Source organism: Bacillus sp. G402, assembly GCF_051172515.1.
Lineage (GTDB): Bacteria > Bacillota > Bacilli > Bacillales > Bacillaceae > Bacillus > Bacillus altitudinis.
Map to the genome: position 1 here is coordinate 266,902 of NZ_JBPIZC010000003.1, position 17,108 is coordinate 284,009.

15 protein-coding genes are annotated in these 17,108 nt (G+C 42.9%); 2 read left to right on the forward strand and 13 right to left on the reverse strand.

What is annotated here, in order from left to right; all coding sequences use genetic code 11:
• Positions 1-112: 112 nt before the first annotated feature.
• The 5 genes from ACSBQP_RS14910 to ACSBQP_RS14930 all read right to left on the reverse strand — a co-directional run bounded on the left by ACSBQP_RS14910 (position 113) and on the right by ACSBQP_RS14930 (position 5,322).
• Positions 113-742, reverse strand: a complete 630-nt coding sequence (locus ACSBQP_RS14910) for a LysE family translocator (RefSeq protein ID WP_035703113.1) — start codon at positions 740-742, stop codon at positions 113-115.
• 125 nt (positions 743-867) lie between these two features.
• Entirely contained in the window at positions 868-2,055 is a 1,188-nt protein-coding gene (locus ACSBQP_RS14915; protein WP_081114637.1) for an MFS transporter, read from the reverse strand.
• A 57-nt stretch (positions 2,056-2,112) separates the two neighbouring features.
• Positions 2,113-3,159: a Gfo/Idh/MocA family protein gene (locus ACSBQP_RS14920; protein WP_007498302.1), complete on the reverse strand. Its 1,047-nt coding sequence runs from the start codon at positions 3,157-3,159 to the stop codon at positions 2,113-2,115.
• Positions 3,156-4,022: an HAD-IIB family hydrolase gene (locus ACSBQP_RS14925; protein ID WP_024718989.1), complete on the reverse strand. Its 867-nt coding sequence runs from the start codon at positions 4,020-4,022 to the stop codon at positions 3,156-3,158. The genes ACSBQP_RS14920 and ACSBQP_RS14925 overlap by 4 nt, the downstream gene beginning before the upstream one ends.
• On the reverse strand, positions 3,997-5,322 hold the full coding sequence (locus tag ACSBQP_RS14930; protein WP_435028555.1) for a DegT/DnrJ/EryC1/StrS family aminotransferase: 1,326 nt from the start codon (positions 5,320-5,322) through the stop codon (positions 3,997-3,999). Before ACSBQP_RS14930 ends, ACSBQP_RS14925 begins: the two co-directional genes overlap by 26 nt.
• Before the next feature lie 109 nt (positions 5,323-5,431).
• Here ACSBQP_RS14930 and ACSBQP_RS14935 point away from each other — a divergent pair, with 109 nt between their 5' ends.
• Positions 5,432-6,421: a LacI family DNA-binding transcriptional regulator gene (locus tag ACSBQP_RS14935; protein ID WP_046342561.1), complete on the forward strand. Its 990-nt coding sequence runs from the start codon at positions 5,432-5,434 to the stop codon at positions 6,419-6,421.
• Between the two features lie 249 nt (positions 6,422-6,670).
• Here ACSBQP_RS14935 and ACSBQP_RS14940 read toward each other — a convergent pair whose 3' ends face one another.
• The 3 genes from ACSBQP_RS14940 to ACSBQP_RS14950 form a co-directional block, all read right to left on the reverse strand.
• Entirely contained in the window at positions 6,671-8,293 is a 1,623-nt protein-coding gene (locus ACSBQP_RS14940) for an L-lactate permease (protein ID WP_046342560.1), read from the reverse strand.
• Between the two features lie 43 nt (positions 8,294-8,336).
• Positions 8,337-9,284: an L-lactate dehydrogenase gene (locus ACSBQP_RS14945; protein WP_007498309.1), complete on the reverse strand. Its 948-nt coding sequence runs from the start codon at positions 9,282-9,284 to the stop codon at positions 8,337-8,339.
• A 217-nt stretch (positions 9,285-9,501) separates the two neighbouring features.
• Positions 9,502-10,932 carry a YfcC family protein gene (locus ACSBQP_RS14950; protein ID WP_007498311.1) on the reverse strand — a complete coding sequence of 477 codons (1,431 nt, stop codon included), beginning with the start codon at positions 10,930-10,932 and terminating at the stop codon, positions 9,502-9,504.
• Positions 10,933-11,085: 153 nt separating this feature from the next.
• Between ACSBQP_RS14950 and ACSBQP_RS14955 the strand changes: the two genes are divergently transcribed.
• Entirely contained in the window at positions 11,086-12,213 is a 1,128-nt protein-coding gene (locus tag ACSBQP_RS14955) for a M20 peptidase aminoacylase family protein (protein ID WP_048003149.1), read from the forward strand.
• 47 nt (positions 12,214-12,260) lie between these two features.
• Here the strand turns inward: ACSBQP_RS14955 and ACSBQP_RS14960 are convergent, their stop codons facing one another.
• The 5 genes from ACSBQP_RS14960 to opuAA all read right to left on the reverse strand — a co-directional run bounded on the left by ACSBQP_RS14960 (position 12,261) and on the right by opuAA (position 16,986).
• The gene (locus ACSBQP_RS14960; protein WP_039166374.1) at positions 12,261-12,983 is read right to left on the reverse strand and encodes an SDR family NAD(P)-dependent oxidoreductase; all 723 of its coding nucleotides are present in this window, start codon (positions 12,981-12,983) and stop codon (positions 12,261-12,263) included.
• A gap of 85 nt (positions 12,984-13,068) precedes the next feature.
• Entirely contained in the window at positions 13,069-13,875 is an 807-nt protein-coding gene (locus tag ACSBQP_RS14965; protein ID WP_435028596.1) for an alpha/beta fold hydrolase, read from the reverse strand.
• Positions 13,876-13,983: 108 nt separating this feature from the next.
• Positions 13,984-14,865, reverse strand: a complete 882-nt coding sequence (locus tag ACSBQP_RS14970) for a glycine betaine ABC transporter substrate-binding protein (protein ID WP_008342122.1) — start codon at positions 14,863-14,865, stop codon at positions 13,984-13,986.
• The gene (opuAB, locus tag ACSBQP_RS14975; protein ID WP_427215046.1) at positions 14,865-15,710 is read right to left on the reverse strand and encodes a glycine/proline betaine ABC transporter permease subunit OpuAB; all 846 of its coding nucleotides are present in this window, start codon (positions 15,708-15,710) and stop codon (positions 14,865-14,867) included. Before opuAB ends, ACSBQP_RS14970 begins: the two co-directional genes overlap by 1 nt.
• Before the next feature lie 10 nt (positions 15,711-15,720).
• The gene (gene opuAA / locus ACSBQP_RS14980; RefSeq protein WP_017358586.1) at positions 15,721-16,986 is read right to left on the reverse strand and encodes a glycine/proline betaine ABC transporter ATP-binding protein OpuAA; all 1,266 of its coding nucleotides are present in this window, start codon (positions 16,984-16,986) and stop codon (positions 15,721-15,723) included.
• Positions 16,987-17,108: the final 122 nt, after the last annotated feature.

Genomic DNA, 17,108 nt, shown 5'->3' on the forward strand with positions numbered 1-17,108 from the left:
TCCTTCAATTTTATGTATCTCTTCCATCATTATTGAAGAATGTCCTATTTCTGTCAAATATGAAAAAGGGCTAAAATGATTTAGATTTTAGCCCTTTTTCTTATCAACCATTCTATCCAATGAGCGCCATGATTCCTTGATATCCAAAATAGGCACCGAAGCCAAGTAAAGAGAGACCTGCCAGAACGGATAAGCCGTGCAACATTCGTTCATTTAAATACCGTCTAAACGTACTGGCAAGCAGCGCCATACAGAAATCCCATATGAGCATGCCGATAAAAATAGCCATGCTGTACATCAGCATTTGAGATGCTCCATACTTTTCAATCGTATTGGCCAAAATACTGCCATAGATCCCAAGCCAAAATAAAATACTAAGCGGATTGGAAAGAGAAATAAAAAATCCCGTCATGAACGAATGCCCGATCGACGTGTTTCCTCCATCCTTCTTTGGGCTTTCCTGCAAATTGATTTTACGAAGGCTTTCAATACCGGTATAGGTCAGAACGAAAAAGCCGAACAGCCACAAAAAAGTTTTCACAAGAGGTGCAGTCAAAAGCTGGGCGACACCAAAATAAATGAGGAGCATATAGACAATATCCGCAGCCATAGCCCCCACACCAAAAATCCAAGCGTGCCAAAATCCACTTTTAATCCCTCTGTCGATTTGGGCTGCATTGACTGGCCCAACAGGCGCTGAAAGTGACAACCCTAAAAAGATATAACCAAAAAACACCGCCACATAGACGTCCTCCTTTTGATGCTGACTTGTACATGTTATTCACGCTTTCGTTGTTTTAGTACAAGTCCTTCGTCACCTTTTCTGAAGATATGCTATACAAAAGGAGGAGCCACCAGATCAGCTGCTTATCGATCGGCTTTCATCGCCGGTGGCTGTGAGGGTACGGTCTCTTTTTTCCGAGATCGATTCATTTGAATGGCAGCCGCAAAAAGGAGAACAGCTAAAAAGGCGAAAACAAAGACGGCGCTTGCCGCACCTGCCCACTCAAGGCTAAACCCAATCAAAAAGGACAAACAAGCTCCACCTAAACTAGCGGCGGCAATAAAATAACTCGTGGCCTCGTCGATGGCATTTTCAATCATTAATGCAGAAGCCGTCAAGGCAATGGGGAACATGCCAGCTGCGCACAGACCGATGAAAAAGATAAGAATTAGCTGCGCGGCGATGTGGGTGGCTAGAGCAAATACGGCGAGCAGCACAATCATCAGCGCTGCGCTTAACTTTAAAAAACGCAGCGGATGCAGCTGATCGGCTTTTCTCGCAATGACAGTTCTGCCAATGACGATCGCTGTCCAAAAAGTAGAGACCGCAAAAAGACCCCAGTTGTCTCCCCCTTTTTCTAGCATGATCGACGGTAAAAAGTTCGCAAAGTTCGTTTCAATTCCTGCGTAGAAAAACGCAAAACAGATCATCAACACCACAATCATTCGATTCCCTCGATCAAACAGCAAGGACGGTTTCTTCATGTCTTGAATTGGAGCCGCCATCTGCCCACGAGGGAGTTTATTCATAAAGGTAAGCCAGAGCATGAGAAAAAAAGTCAGTGCACCGACTTGAAATAAAAACACATAATGCCACGTTTCCTCTGTCACAGTCAACAGAATCAATAGAGGAAATAATAATGCACCTAATCCAAAAAAGACCTCCATGATGCTGATTCGCTTTGCACTGTTTGCCATTGAAATGACATACGCCCCGGCCGTCGTCTCAAGACTGCCTGCACCGCTCCCAAGGAAAAAACCTGCCACCACAAGAATCGTCCAGCCCGGCACTAAAAGGCCAAGAAGAAGCGCTCCGATCATCAGCAGCAATCCCATCGTCAGAACAGTGCCGTAGCCTTTTTTCCTCACAAGAATGGGCGACAAAAGAACGCCTGTCAAAAAGCCAATAAACTGAAAGAAGATTAAAGAAGATAATTCCCCAGGACCCTTATCATAACTAGACAGCAAATAAGGCGTTAAACTGCCAAAAAACACATGAATGGTCCCAATAAAAAAATAAAAGATACAGCCAAAATAAAACACCTTTTTCATCTTTTCACTTCCTCTAAAAAGGAGCGGAGTTATGATATCCTCCGCTCCACCTCTTCATTAATATGCACGGGCAGAGACGACAGCCTCTTCCCTCTCGAAGCATGTATTCAGCGCAGCCTGCGCGCGATAACCATCTTCAAAATCAGCTACCTTCATATGAGATGGATATGAGTTTGTATTTACCCAATGCATCAGCTGATCACGGAATGTATCAGACCATCCATAAAATTCATTCGGCGGATCTGTCAGCAATGTTTGCGGCATTTGATGACGCTCTACACACAAACCATCACTGATCTCATATTCGTTTTTCATGTTTGTATGGTATTTAAAAACCTTGTCATGCCCCACCACTTCTACACTAAATCCACATTCCTCGGGCTGCGTACTTTTGGACGTCACCAAATGAAAGAACACTTGATTCTCCATTTGTCCAAAAATTTCGGTATGGTCATCAACCTGTACCTTTTTCTCTTCTTTTTCCTTTACATGTGTCAGCATCTTCGTATTAAGGGATTCTTTTTTCATTTCACTGCCAAATAAGTACCACAGCATATCAATCAAATGAATCCCTAAATCTCCTAATGCACCACTTGTACGCAGACTTTCGCCGCTGTCTCTCCACGAAAATGTCTTTCTTCTAAGGGCACTATTTTTCTTAAAATGTGTCCGTACTGTCAAAACGCGTCCTAATTCACCATTGGCAATCAAGTTCTTCAAAATATTCACAAAAGATAAATAGCGATAGTTAAAGCCCATACTGGCTTGAACCTGGAACTGTTTGGCTGTCTCCACCATTTCCTTCGCTTCTTTTAACGATACAGCCATCGGTTTTTCACATAAAATCGGCTGTCCTGCTCTAAGCGCCTGAAGGGCATGGTCCTTGTGACAGAAGTTAGGGGAGGCAATGATCAATCCATCTGATGCATCCGCTAGTGTTTCGATACTGGCATACACCCGTCCGCCGTACTGTTTAATAAATCCTTGTGCGACGGATTCGTGCAAGTCATAGACCCCAGATAATTCTGCACCTTTGATCGTTGATAAAGCTCTAGCATGTGCTTTTGCAATATTCCCTGCTCCAACAATTCCAATTTTCTTCATGAATGTGCCTCCTCATGTTTATACATCACTGTTTTCAATGTTTCATAGATTCCTTTTGCATACCCATGATGACAAATTTGATGATGGTGCCGTTTGGCTTCGGCTGTTGCATTTTGGACAAGAAAGCCGTGCGTGACGGATTGAAGCATCCGCAGGTCATTCCCACTATCACCAAAAGCAAAGCCCTTATCTTTTGACAGGTTATATTGATTCAGCATAAACCGAACGATTTCATCCTTTCCTGTTCCAACTGGTAAAAAATCAACGTCATAGCAATCCGCAGGGTCACCCGCAAGTGGGTTGCATTTATTGATGTTCACCGCCACACCCCGCTCCTTCGCAAGTGTTTGGATGAACGATAGATGATGGAGATCTGTTCGTTCATCCTGCTCCTGATAATAGAAATTCTTTTTATACCCAGAGCTGCCTAGCTGCGTTTGCGGCCTAAGGGTAATCCCCTTTTCACGTACGGCTTGCAGAATATCTTCAATTTTTTCGTCTGAAAAGCCCTGTGCATCAAGCCGTTTCATCCATTCTGCATCCGGCTGTCCAAATTTCCCATCTGATGTATACACGATTTCAGTTCCTAAATTCGACGCAATAAAATGCGGGAATTGATAGAAACCACCTTTCTCCATTTTGCTCGTAACAGAATCGAGGCTGCTTCCCGTCACCCAGCCCAGCATGAGCTGTCCGGCTTCGCTCTTTTCTGCCACAAAAGCTTCCAGCCGTTTTACATCCTCTCTCTGCTCCTCGGTCATTCCGTGAGAATAATAGGTCTCATCGAAATCACAGAAGACGATCCACTGCGGATGTTGCGGTTGATGCACAAGCTTTTTATTGAATGGAAGATTTGATAACATGATGGACCCCCTCGATGACTTTCTCCTGATCTTGCAGCGGCATTCCTGGGTAAAGCGGCAAGTGGAGTAATTGCTGTACGGCTTTTTCCGTATGTGGTAGTGCCGTTTGTCTATACTTTTGAGAAACAAGATTCGTTTGATGCTGATGCGATAAAATTGGGTAATAGACGTCTGTTTCTATGCCCATTTCCAGTAATTTCTCTGCCAGCTCATCTCGGCTTCCCTTCACCACTCTGATCGGGAATAGATGCCATACATGATCGTCTGTCAGCTTCGGAAGCTTTATATAGCCTTCATCTTCCAGCGTTTGCAGCTGATCTATGTATCTCTTTGCCAAGTAAAAACGTTTAAAGTTTTGTAAACCTAAATATTTCATTCGTTCTAGCCCGATTGCGGCCTGTAAGTTATCAATCTTAGAATTAAAGCCATAGTCACTGCGCTTCACGTTTTTCTTTCCTGGTTCAAAACCGTGATAGCTGATTTCCATGCATTTTTCTGCTAGGGCTTCATCATTTGTTGCGATGGCTCCTGCCTTCCCGCAAACTCCAAGGTTTTTGTAAGGATTAAAGCTGAGAACAAGTCCATCCCCAAATGCCCCAAGCCCGCTGCTGCCAATCGCCTGACAGCCATCCTCAATGATCGATAGACCATGCCGTTCCGCAATCGTCGAAATGGCCTTCATATCCGCTTGCTTTCCATACAAATGAACCGGGAGAATACATACTGTCTTATCTGTGATATGCTTTTCTATTTCATTCGCCGCTAGGCAGTAGGTGTCTGGATCAATATCGACATAGACTGGAACCGCCCCAATCGCAAGCACTGCATTTTCTGTTGCAGCAAAGCTGTTGGCAGGTAGGATGACCTCATCTCCAGGATGGACGCCTGCTGATATTAAACTGATCATCAAGGCATCTGTTCCACTTGATGTGGCAATGACATATTTTTTCCCTAAGTACGCTGCGAGCGTCTTTTCAAACTTTGGAATATAAGGGCCTGATGTAAAACGGCCTGAACTTAATACTTCTTTCAGCACCTGCATAATATCATCGATCTCATCCTCTGAAATCAGTTTATCGACCGGCAGGAACGGTATCTTTTTTTCCTTATTTTGTTTATAATGGAAGAGAATTTTTTCCAAACCCGTACGCGCAATATCTTGCTCAAGGAACGCAGCAAGCTTATCATTCGCTAGATTCTTTTCAACTGAATCAGCCTTTACTTGAACACCTTGATTGATCATATCCAGCAACGGTAGATAATCCTTGCTTTTACCTGATATCTTCGTCAATATTTGCATTCCATTCCCTCCAATTAATCAATTCCATTTGTTAATATTTAACTTGTTTCACATTGTAAATGATGTTATCGATTTCAGAACAATAACTTTGTGTAAAGGATTTGTTAATATGTGTACAATTTATGAAATTGCCAAACGCTGCGGGGTTTCAACGACCACTGTTTCTCGGGTGCTGAACAACCATCCATATGTATCAGAAGAAAAGCGCCAGCACATTTTACAGGTGATGAAGGAAATGGAGTATACACCAAGCTCAGCAGCCCGCACCCTTCGGTCACATCAGACAAAAACCATTGCTGTGTCTGTTCCAGCTGTGGACCATCCTTTTTTTGCACAATTGATTAAAGGCATTTCAAAGGAAGCACTGGATCAAGGGTATAAAGCCATCGTGCTCCAAACGTTTTATCAAGAATCAGTAGAACTTGAAGGGCTTCAATTATTAAAAAGAAAAGAAGTAGATGGTGTCATATTGGGGGCGTTAGAAAATAAGTGGGAAACAATCGAGCCATTTTTATCAAACGGCCCGATCGTCATGGCAAATGAGTATCATCAAACAGCAGACATTCCGATTATCGGATATGATGAGCGGGAAGCTGCTTATAAAGCGGTTGACTACTTGATTCAATCAGGGCGTACATCCATTGGATTTTGCTTTGATACAGAAAGCAGTGAAGCGCAAAAACAAAGAAAGCAAGGCTATCTTGATGCGCTTTCTGATCACGGTTTGCCGCTTAAAGAAGATTGGCTGTTCGGCGAGGCTTTTACCATTGAGGACGGCTTTCGTTTAATGGACTTAATCCACAGGATGCCGGATGCGCCGGATGCGATTTTCACCGGCAATGATCAAGTGGCAGCAGGCCTCATTAAACAAGCCATTTCATATGGATATGACATTCCTAAAGATTTAGCGGTGATCGGTTATGACAATCAAGACATTTGCGAGGTGACAGCTCCAACGATCACGACCATCGACATCCCTATCGTCGAGCTTGGCCAGCAGTCTGTCAAACAAATGATTCAGCTGTTGCAAGATCAAAAACCATTACAACGTGAACATATTCAGCTACCTACTCGGCTTGTCACACGAGAATCTACATAAAAAAAAGACTGAGAAATCTCTCAGTCTCAGCGTGTAGACAAACCCTCGCATTCTTTGTCAGTCCTGCGCTCTGGTGCTCACGAATGCCGAATTCGCTCCGCTCCAGTGCTCGTCCTTCCTAGATTGCAAAGGTTTTCTTTCACGCTGAAAAGAAGACAAAGGGCTAAAAAAAGTACATTTTAGCCCTTTGTTAACAATCTGAAGACTGAGAAATCTCTCAGTCTTTCATTTTTCAATCAATCGATCAACCTATATAAATTGAGCAAGAATGAATGTCCATATACATACGATGCCGAGCAAAATGAAGCTGTACTTCACTGTTTTTTGGAAGAGCTCAGATTCTTTACCTGTTTCTCCAACAGCTGCTGTTGCAATAGCGATAGATTGTGGAGAAATTAATTTCGCCATTACACCACCGGTCGTATTTGCCCCGATTAACAAACCTGCCTGAGAGCCGATTTGAGAAGCGGTGACTGCTTGAAGGTTACCAAATAAGGCATTGTTACTCACAACAGATCCCGTAATAAACACGCCGATCCAGCCAAGCACTGGGCTGACAAGCGGGAATAAATCGCCTGTTTTAGCAAGTGCTAGTCCGATAGCAGAACTTAGGCCTGCAAAGTTCGCCAAGTTGGCAAAGCCCATGACAAAACAAATCGTAAGAACAGGGACCCAAAGCTCTTTGACCGCTGCATTTAAGCAGGCAGCCCCTTCTTTTAATGTAATATGTCTGCTGAACAACCCTGTCAGCATCACCGCAATTAGAATGGCGGTACCTGTTGCACTAATAACATCAATTTTAAAGATCGCATCAATCGGTGTTTCTGTTTGGGCAATTGGTGGTAATTTCACAATTTGCTGATGCAGAAACGGCATTTTCACTAAAATGGTTGTCCAGTTAAGCGGTCCTCCTACAGCAAATAATGCTTTAAAAGCTGGTAGGCTCCATACAGTAATGACGGCAGTTAAAATATAAAACGGAGACCATGCTTTCAGCACCTCAACTCCGCTAAACGTTTGTTTTTGTTCAATGGCCGGTGCGCCTTCTTCACGGTAAATGTGTTTTGGCTGCCATTTTCGAAGAAATAGTGCCAGAATTCCCATACTCGCTAAAGCTGAAATAATATTGGCAAGCTCAGGACCCATCGTGACCATTGTAACAGCCTGCAGAATCGCATAGCTTCCACTCACAACAAGCAAGGCTGGTAGTGTTTCTTTGATTCCCTTAAAGCCGTCTACAATGAGAATCAGCAGAAATGGGATACAGAAAGAAATAAACGGAATGGTGTACACAAGGGTTTGAGACAGCTCAAGCGGCGTCATATTCCCCATTTGTGCTCCAGTAATAACTGGGATACCTACTGCACCAAAAGCGCCAGACGCAGCATTTGCAATCAAGCAGAGCATGGCGGCTTTTAGTGGTTTAAACCCAAGCTCTGTTAAAAGAGCGGCACTAATCGCAATCGGTACACCGAATCCAGCGGCTCCCTCTAAAAATGCGTTAAAACTAAAACCAATTAATAAGAGCTGTAACCGTTGATCTTGAGAAATTCCTGCAATACTAGAACGAATGACATCAAACTTTCCAGACTTCACAGCAATTTTATAGAGCCATACGGCCATGATGACGATATATCCAATCGGCCACAGCCCATTAGATACACCGAGCACCACAGCAGATAATGCTTTTTCAATTGGCATATGAAAGAAGAAAACAGCTGTTACAAAACTGACGATCAAGGTAAAACAAGCGGCTAATACCCCTTTTAACTTAAATACAGTTAATGCTAGTAGGAAAAACAAGATTGGAAGCATGGCCACCAATGCACTGACGAACTCATTACCAAACGGATCATATATTTGCTGCCACATAGTGATTCATCCTTTTCTGCTCAGATAGGTTGCCTTTGATTGATTAAAAATGAGGAGCTAAAATTTCTTTTAACACATTCACACTATGTGCGAATTTTTCTTTTTCTGTGTCGTTCAGTGCGAGCTCCATCACTTCTGTTGCACCATTTCGGTTCACGAGGGCAGGTACACCAATGTAGACATCTTCTGCTCCGTATTCCCCATCTAAATAAGTGCTGACAGTCAAAATGCTGTTTTCATTGTGTAAAATGGCTCTAGTAATACGGGCTAAACTCATCGCTACGCCGTAATAAGTCGCTCCTTTTTTCTCAATGATTTGGTAAGCAGCATGACGGACATTCTCCATGATGTCGTCTAAATCTTCTTGTTTGTATTGGTCATTTCTCTTCATTAATTCTGTGATCGGTACACTTCCGATATTCGCATGGCTCCAAACAGCAAGCTCTGTATCTCCATGCTCTCCAATGATGTACGCATGCACATTGTGCGCCGCTGCTTCAAAGTACTCACTAAGCATGTATCTGAATCTTGCCGTATCAAGCGTTGTTCCACTACCAATCACTCGTTCTTTTGGCAGTCCGCTGAATTTCCAAGTCGCATATGTCAAAATATCAACTGGGTTCGTAGCAACTAAGAAAATACCATCGAATCCGCTTTTCATCACATTGTCTACAATGCCTTTAAATATATTTAAATTTTTCTCAACAAGATCAAGTCTCGTTTCACCTGGCTTTTGGTTTGCGCCAGCGCAGATACATACAATGTCAGCATCCTGACAATCCTCATAATCTCCATACCAAGTATTCACAGGATGCGGGGCGAATGCTTTCCCGTGGTTTAAATCCATGACGTCACCCATTGCTTTATCTTGATTCAAATCGATGACTACCAATTCATCTGTGATTGCTTGATTTATTAATGTAAAGGCATAACTGCTGCCGACAAAACCTGCTCCAATAAGTGCTACTTTGTTTACTTTTTCGTTTGTCATTTATCTCATCCTCCTGAGTAAAACTAGGTTGTTTTTCTTATGTGAAGTATTTCACATTCTTATTGTGCAACACTTCACAAACTTTTGCAAGGGGATTGCTCAAAAAAATAATGTTGCCATTTTGTGAACACTCATATTGTGGTTTTAAACCGCTGTCCCCATACATGTTCTCATAAGAAAAAAGCCGCCAAACACTCTTTGGCAGCTTCTCTCTTATTTAATAAGGTCCCCAATTGATCATGACACCGATACAAATAAAGACAAGGCCGATGACGAACCAAATGAGCGCAAGCGGCACCATAAAACGCAGCCATTTCACGTATGGAATCCCACTTGCAGCCAAGACAGCCATCAACACACCTGAAGTCGGATTCACGCAGTTGACCACCCCTTCACCGAGCATCACTGCTTCTACCGCTACTTGTCTCGTGATACCCATTAAATCAGCAAGCGGCGCAAGAATCGGTATAAAGACAACCGCTTCTCCTGATCCTGATGAAATCAAAAAGTGAAGGAGCGCACTGGCGATATACATGCCGATCGCACCAGCGATTGGACTAAACCCTGTCAGCATACTCGCAAGTCCATTCACCACAGTATCAAGCAGCTTGCCGTTTTCCAAAATGACTGAAATGCAGCGTGCCATGCCAACAATGAGTGCGCCGTATACAAGGCTTTGACAGCCGACAATAAACGTTTTTGCAATATCATTGGCAGCTAATCCCCCAAGCAGTCCAGCAGCAATGGCCATGAAAATAAACACACCAGCCATTTCCTTATCGGTCCAGCCAAGCTGAAGCGCACCATACAAAAAACCCCCAAGCGACAAACCACACACCGCTAAAATCAGCTTATGTCTGCCGGTGAATTCAGGCTTGTCCACAGATTCCGCATCAGCTCCTCCTAGCCCTTTAGCTGGAAACCACTCGTCACCAAGCAGGCTTCCCTTTTCTTTATTTTTCAAGCGTTTTGTATATAAATAGATGTACACAATACTAGATAGGAGAAAACAAAGATAAATGATGACACGCAGCCCAATACCAGAAAAAATCGGCAATTCTGCAATCGTTTGTGATAAACCTAAAGGAGATGGAGACAAAATGGTTGCGTTAAAACCTGCATAACAGCCGATGTAAATAACCGCCGCTCCCGCCACTGCATCCCACTTTAAAGAACGTGCCACAATAATCCCAATAGGAATAAAGCCAATGACTGAGTTCACCACAATTCCGGTCGTCCCAAGTACAGAAAACAATCCGCCAACAATACAAATAAACAATAGCTGTTTCGTTTGGAACCGGCTGATGACATTGTGAATCATCCCATTAATGGCACCTGTCTTTTCCAAAATTGCAATGGTTCCGCCAGTAAAAAGAATCAGAAAAATAATAGAGGATGAACCAACCATCCCTTCTTGAATCGCTGTAAAAAAACCAACCGGACTAACTGGTGATTGATCAATACGGTGATAACTGCCAGGAACAGCTGTTGTGATCTCTCCTGACGTTTTCCGATCAAATTCACCGGCTGGTACAAAATACGTTGCGATCGTACAAATTAAAGCAATCATAAATAAGAGTACATATGCATCCGGCATCTGAAGTTTTCTTTTTTGTTTCTCAGGTGCTGATACTGTCGCTGTTTTCATCTGTCAAAACCCCTTTGTCCCGATCGGAATTTCACTTAATTTTCTGAATAATCAAATGATGTGTTATATTATAAACACTGATGATATTTAAGATCAATATTATTTCACTAAAAGAATGTTTTGGCAGATTATCTGTCAGCAAGGAGGCTTCTCATGACAACTTTGACAAACGAGATGAAACAAACCGTGACAGACATCTTTGAACATCTGCACGCCCATCCAGAAATCAGCTGGGAAGAGACAAATACGACGGCTTATATTGAAGATCTATTAAAGAAAGCAGGCTGTAAAACGAGAACATTTGAAGACTGTACAGGGGTAATCGGTGAAATTGGGGAAGGCGCACCAGTGGTTGCTGTGAGAGCCGATATTGACGCCCTCTGGCAGGAAGTAGATGGCGTTTTCCAAGCCAACCATTCATGCGGACACGATGCTCATATGACGATGGCACTTGGGACATTCATGGCATTGAAAGAAAAAGAACTTCCAAGTGGCACGATCCGATTCATTTTTCAGCCTGCCGAAGAAAGAGGAGGCGGCGCTTTAAAGATGATCGAAAAAGGTGTGTTAGCTGACGTCGATTATTTATACGGGGTGCATGTGCGCCCAATTCAAGAAACCTTAAACGGACGCTGCGCTCCTGCCATTTTGCACGGATCAAGTAATCATTACGTCGGGACCATTCTAGGGGAGGAAGCACACGGTGCACGCCCGCACCTTGGGGTCAACGTCATCGAAGTTGCATCTACGCTTGTGCAAAGACTGGCGCATATCCATGTCGATCCACGAGTCGCTCATTCTGTGAAAATGACCAATTTAAATGCAGGCGGCGGCAGCTCCAACATCATACCTGGCAAGGCCTCTTTTACACTCGACGTTCGGGCGCAGACAAACGAAGTGATGGATGAATTAGAAAAGGAAATTGAAAGAGCATGCCATTCTGTAGCGGATGCTTTTGGCGCCTCTATCACACTTTCAACGGATCATCGTCTTCCAGCTGCGACATTAAATGAAGAAGCTGTGGAGATCATGTCACATGCCATAGAGCAAGTGCTAGGCAAAGAACAGCTCGATCCACCGATCGTGACGACAGGCGGAGAGGACTTTCATTTTTATGCAGCAAAGGTTCCGCATATTAAATCGACGATGCTCGGTTTAGGCTGTGATTTAAAACCTGGGCTTCATCACCCTTATATGACATTCGATCGCTCTGCGATTTTTACCGGCATTGAGATTTTGACGGAAGCTGTATACAAAACACTTCAGCAGCATTCATCGTAAAATAAAAAAACCACCCGTCTTTCCTGAAGAGGGTGGTCTCCTTTATTTTACGCATTCACATCTGTCATCGCCGGGACATTGATTTCTTTCACACAGGACACTCTGGATAGATGAATGACACATCTCGCCAGCTCGACAATATCTTGTACAGGTATTCTCGTTTCATCATACAGAGCAATGGCTTTTTCAGCGCCATCTTCGTATGGAACTTCTGCCGCTAGCTCTCCTGGATTGATACAGGTAACGGATATTTTATCTTTCCTCACGTGCTCTCTTAGTGCGTTCACAATACCACGAAGCCCAAATTTAGAAGCAACAAAAGAAACCTGAGACAAATTCGTATGGTCAAGTCCCGCAGTAGAACCAATGACGATGATCTTTCCATTCTCAGATGTCCTTACGTGCGGAAGCAGAGCTTGGATGTAGGTAATCGTTGAGGTAACGTTCACATTGATTAAATGAGCGATATCCTCCGGTTGATCAAGATCGAAAGAATAATCATCTTCAAAGCCGCGTTTCTCCCATAAGCCTACGTTATAAATAAGTACATCAATTGTTTGATTCTTCAATGCTTCGAGCATAAAAGGGATATGGGTTTGGCTTGATAAATCGATCTTCAGCCAAATTCTACGCACCCCATCGTCTATGTTCAAACTGCTTGGTTCACTTCGTGACACAATCCATACTGTATCTCCACTTGAAGGAAGACCTTTTACAAAGGCATCCCCTAATCCTTGACTCGCACCGAATATGATATAGTTTTTACTCATGCTTCCTCCTTCATGGCTCACTTACGAGCTTCCATCCATACACCCATTCATCTGTAAGCGTTTTATACCTATATCATACAGTGTCTTATACATGCCTGCCCCTTTTATGCTCATCTTCACTTTCTAAATGGCCTAGCTTCCTTATTTCCTTTAATTCCGCTGGTAACGCACGCTCTTCTATAAAGCTTTTGATCATGTCGACAAAAAGTTCTTTCTTTTCAAAAGTAAACGTATGTTCAATGTCAGGAACGATGAACCCGGCTGCATTCGGGTGTGCATTCGTGATCTTTTCTGCTGACCTAGTCATAATGCCCTTTTCCTTTTCTCCCACTGTCACAAGAATCCGTGCCTTTGCTTGTTGAAACGTGTCAGGGAGCTTGTAATGAAGATTTTCTTGAAACATCGTAAGCAGCGTCTTCTTCTGCAATTGTTTGGAATCCGCTGCATAATGATCCAGTACATCGTTTGGAAGTCCCATCTTTTCTGCTTGCAGCTGGATGAACCAATCTTTCTTTAATAACGGATATGTAAGAGGTAAAATGGGCCTTACCATCAAATAGAGCCATGGTAATGGCAACACAAGGGCGCTATTGATGATGGCGATGTCTGCGATGTCTGGCTCTCTCGATAACACATCAACGGCTACCTGTGCACCTAGAGAGAAGCCAATTAGAATGACTGTACGGCCATGTGCATGCTCCTTTATCCATGAAATGATTTCATAAGCACTTTCTCGCATGGAAAACGACGTTTCATTTGCTCTTGTCCCGTGACCGATAAAATCAGGGGTATAGCATTCATACGTTTCCTTGAATATTTCCATATGCTCCTGCCACATCCAGCTGCTTACGCCTCCACCGTGCAGGAAAATCATCATTGGTTTTTCCACCATCGACAACTCATCCACCATCCTTATATATAAGAAAAAGCAGTCGCTTTTTGAGCAGACTGCTTTTTCCATATGCTCCCTTCTATTATAAGGGAACTGTTATACAATTGGCTATTTTTTCAAATCTTCGATCGAGTTGACGTTTTTCATATAAGTCGGAACAACGAGACCCATGCGAAGACCCTTCATACTTGTACCGAGATCATCATATTTTCCTTTAAACTTCGCTGCATACGTTTTATGCGTATTTGGAAGCCATGCAGATAATGATGCATCAGCACTTCCGGTTGCAATTGCTGTCCACATTGGGCCCGCTTCAACCTGAGTCAAGGTCACTTTAAAGCCAAGTTCACGCAATACCTCTGCGGCCACATTGGTACTTGCAATCTCACTATCCCACGCAACGTAGGCAAGATTGATTTTGTCACCGTTTGACTTTTTCACGCCTTTTGTCCATTTCGCTACTTGATCTTTATGCTTTTTCACATATTTAACAGCAGCATCCTTTGGTTTGACGCCATCCTGAATATCAAGCATCACTTCACCCATGTCATCTTGAGACCATTTAAACTGACTGAGCATTTTGGCTGCTTCCGGCTGATCCTTCGCAAATCCTTTACGAGAAATGGTGTGAATTTCTTCTTCGTCACCATATGATTTTTTCGGATCATCTAAATATTTCAAATCGTAGCGGGAAAACATCCAGTGAGGATTCCAGCCAGTGATGATAATCGGTTTTTTACGGTCATACGATTTCTTCAATGTCGCTGTCATCGCTGCACTTGAGGCAGATACAACCGTCCAATCCTCTAAACCGTAATCCTTTTTCGCTTGATCGGTTAAGGCCATAATACCTGAACCCGGATCAATCCCGATAATCGTTTTATTGACCTGCTGCGCTGCACTTGCATTTGAATCTGATTGTGCACCACAAGCCGCTAGTAAAAAGACGAGCAGGGCGGTCATCCCAATGTAGAGAGACTTTTTCCACATTAAGCATTCCCCCTGGTTTTTTTCGTTTTAATGTTTTGTGTAATACGATCCAGTGTAATCGCTACGATAACAATGGCAATACCAGCTTCAAAACCAATCCCTGTTTTCAGCTGCGTTACTGCACTATATACTTCCGAACCAAGTCCTGGTGCACCAACCATTGCCGCAATGACGACCATGGATAGAGCAAGCATGATACTTTGGTTAATCCCAGCTAAGATGGTTTTTGTAGCAAGTGGAAGCTGAACTTTGAACAAACGCTGGAATGTCGTTGAACCAAAAGCTTCTGTTGCTTCAATTAAATCAGATGGTACTTGTTTAATCCCGAGAATGGTCATACGAATCGTTGGCGGCATAGAGAAAATAACCGATGCCACAACGCCAGGTACTACTCCGATGTTAAAGAAGAAGATCGCTGGTAAAAGGTATACGAATGCAGGCATTGTCTGCATTAAGTCTAAAATAGGTGTGACAATTTTACGCACTGTTTCCTTCTGTGATGCCCAAATACCGATCGGAACCCCGATCACGATAGAAATGACCACAGCTGTCAGAACGAGCGCAAGTGTTTGCAGCATTGGCTGCCAGTAGCCTAAATAGTCGATCAGTAAGAATCCAAAAAGTGTGAAAAGAGCAACTCCTCTTGTACTGATCCACCAAGCAATTCCGGCAAAGATAAGCGTTAAAATAATGGATGGAATGACGCCAAGTGCAGCTACAATACCATTTACTGTTCCAGCTAATCCATTTGTGATGCCATCAAAGAAACCACCAAAGGTTAATGTTAACCAGTCAACAAATTGATCGATATAATCCGCGAACGGAATTCTAGGTAAATCACTCATACTAAACATCTTATTCTACCTCCTGTGCAGAAGGCTCTTGTGCTTTAATTTCCTCTAGCTTGTTAGAAGACATGTTGATATATTCATCATTACCTGATAATGCACCAATCAATGCACCTCTGACCACAATACCCTTCATTCTGTTTTTCTCATCTACAACGGCAATTGGAATGTTCGCATCAGACACCGCGTCAAAGATCTCTGTTAAATACGTTGATTCCAATACTGTCGTAAATTCTTTATCAAGAACAGTTTCTAGCGACGCACCCGTTTCTGCCGCTTTTTTCGCTGCTTGTGCAGAAATAACACCTAATAAATGCTTTTTCTTATCTACTGCATAGATAGACGAAATACCAAGGTTCTTCATGAGCGTGAGCGCAACACGTGCCCCTTTATCAATCTGAACTGTTTCTGCACGTTTCATAATATGACCAGCGGTTAATACTTTAGAAAGGTCTACATCTTCAACGAAACGTTCAACATACTCGTTCGATGGGTTCATCAGAATTTCTTCTGGTGTTCCGATTTGAACGATATTCCCGTCTTTCATGAGGACAATGCGGTCGCCAATACGAAGCGCTTCATCTAAATCATGCGTGATGAAAATAATTGTTTTTCCTACAGACGTATGAAGCTCAAGCAATTCATCCTGCATGTCTTTACGAATTAATGGATCTAGTGCGCTGAATGCTTCATCCATTAACAAAATATCAGGGTCATTAGCTAGTGCACGTGCCAATCCAACACGCTGCTGCATACCGCCACTTAATTGATTTGGGTACTGCTCTTCAAAACCTTCAAGTCCAACAAGCTTTAAAGATTCAAGCGCTTTAGAGCGGCGCTGTTCTTTTTCTACACCTTGCAATTCAAGCCCGTATTCTGTATTCTCCAGAATGGTACGATGCGGGAACAATGCGAAGTTTTGGAAGACCATGCTGATCTTTTTCCGTCTAACTTCACGCAATTGATCCTTTGACATATTTGTTATCATATCCCCATCAATATAAATTTCGCCGGAGGTTGGTTCGATTAACCTATTTAGCAGCCGCACAAGTGTGGACTTTCCGCTCCCTGATAGCCCCATGATGACAAATATCTCGCCGTCATACACATCAAAATTTGCTCGATTGACACCAACTGTTGCGCCGGTCTCTTTTAGGATTTCTCTTTTTGTCTTCCCTTTTTCAAGCATTTGAGATGCTTTTTTAGCATTTTTACCGAAAATTTTAGATACATTATTTATCTTGATTTTGATCTTTCTCTCTTCAGAATTCATTTTTTCCCTCCAAATTAGCATCTTTATAACCGTAACATAAGCGTTATGATGCGAACAATCTTTAGAATTCGCTTATTTCTCGTACAATATGTATGAATTCCATATAGAGGTCTGGTGATTAC

Excerpts from the sequence above, each read along its gene's own strand:
- ACSBQP_RS14920 (WP_007498302.1), bottom strand. The coding sequence starts at position 3,159 with ATGAAGAAAATTGGAATTGTTGGAGCAGGGAATATTGCAAAAGCACAT.
- ACSBQP_RS14925 (WP_024718989.1), bottom strand. The coding sequence starts at position 4,022 with ATGTTATCAAATCTTCCATTCAATAAAAAGCTTGTGCATCAACCGCAA.
- ACSBQP_RS14930 (WP_435028555.1), bottom strand. The coding sequence starts at position 5,322 with ATGCAAATATTGACGAAGATATCAGGTAAAAGCAAGGATTATCTACCG.
- ACSBQP_RS14960 (WP_039166374.1), bottom strand. The coding sequence starts at position 12,983 with ATGAGTAAAAACTATATCATATTCGGTGCGAGTCAAGGATTAGGGGAT.
- opuAA (WP_017358586.1), bottom strand. The coding sequence starts at position 16,986 with ATGAATTCTGAAGAGAGAAAGATCAAAATCAAGATAAATAATGTATCT.
- ACSBQP_RS14940 (WP_046342560.1), bottom strand. The coding sequence starts at position 8,293 with ATGTGGCAGCAAATATATGATCCGTTTGGTAATGAGTTCGTCAGTGCA.
- ACSBQP_RS14965 (WP_435028596.1), bottom strand. The coding sequence starts at position 13,875 with ATGGTGGAAAAACCAATGATGATTTTCCTGCACGGTGGAGGCGTAAGC.
- ACSBQP_RS14970 (WP_008342122.1), bottom strand. The coding sequence starts at position 14,865 with ATGTGGAAAAAGTCTCTCTACATTGGGATGACCGCCCTGCTCGTCTTT.
- ACSBQP_RS14915 (WP_081114637.1), bottom strand. The coding sequence starts at position 2,055 with ATGAAAAAGGTGTTTTATTTTGGCTGTATCTTTTATTTTTTTATTGGG.
- ACSBQP_RS14950 (WP_007498311.1), bottom strand. The coding sequence starts at position 10,932 with ATGAAAACAGCGACAGTATCAGCACCTGAGAAACAAAAAAGAAAACTT.
- opuAB (WP_427215046.1), bottom strand. The coding sequence starts at position 15,710 with ATGAGTGATTTACCTAGAATTCCGTTCGCGGATTATATCGATCAATTT.
- ACSBQP_RS14935 (WP_046342561.1), top strand. The coding sequence starts at position 5,432 with ATGTGTACAATTTATGAAATTGCCAAACGCTGCGGGGTTTCAACGACC.
- ACSBQP_RS14945 (WP_007498309.1), bottom strand. The coding sequence starts at position 9,284 with ATGACAAACGAAAAAGTAAACAAAGTAGCACTTATTGGAGCAGGTTTT.
- ACSBQP_RS14955 (WP_048003149.1), top strand. The coding sequence starts at position 11,086 with ATGACAACTTTGACAAACGAGATGAAACAAACCGTGACAGACATCTTT.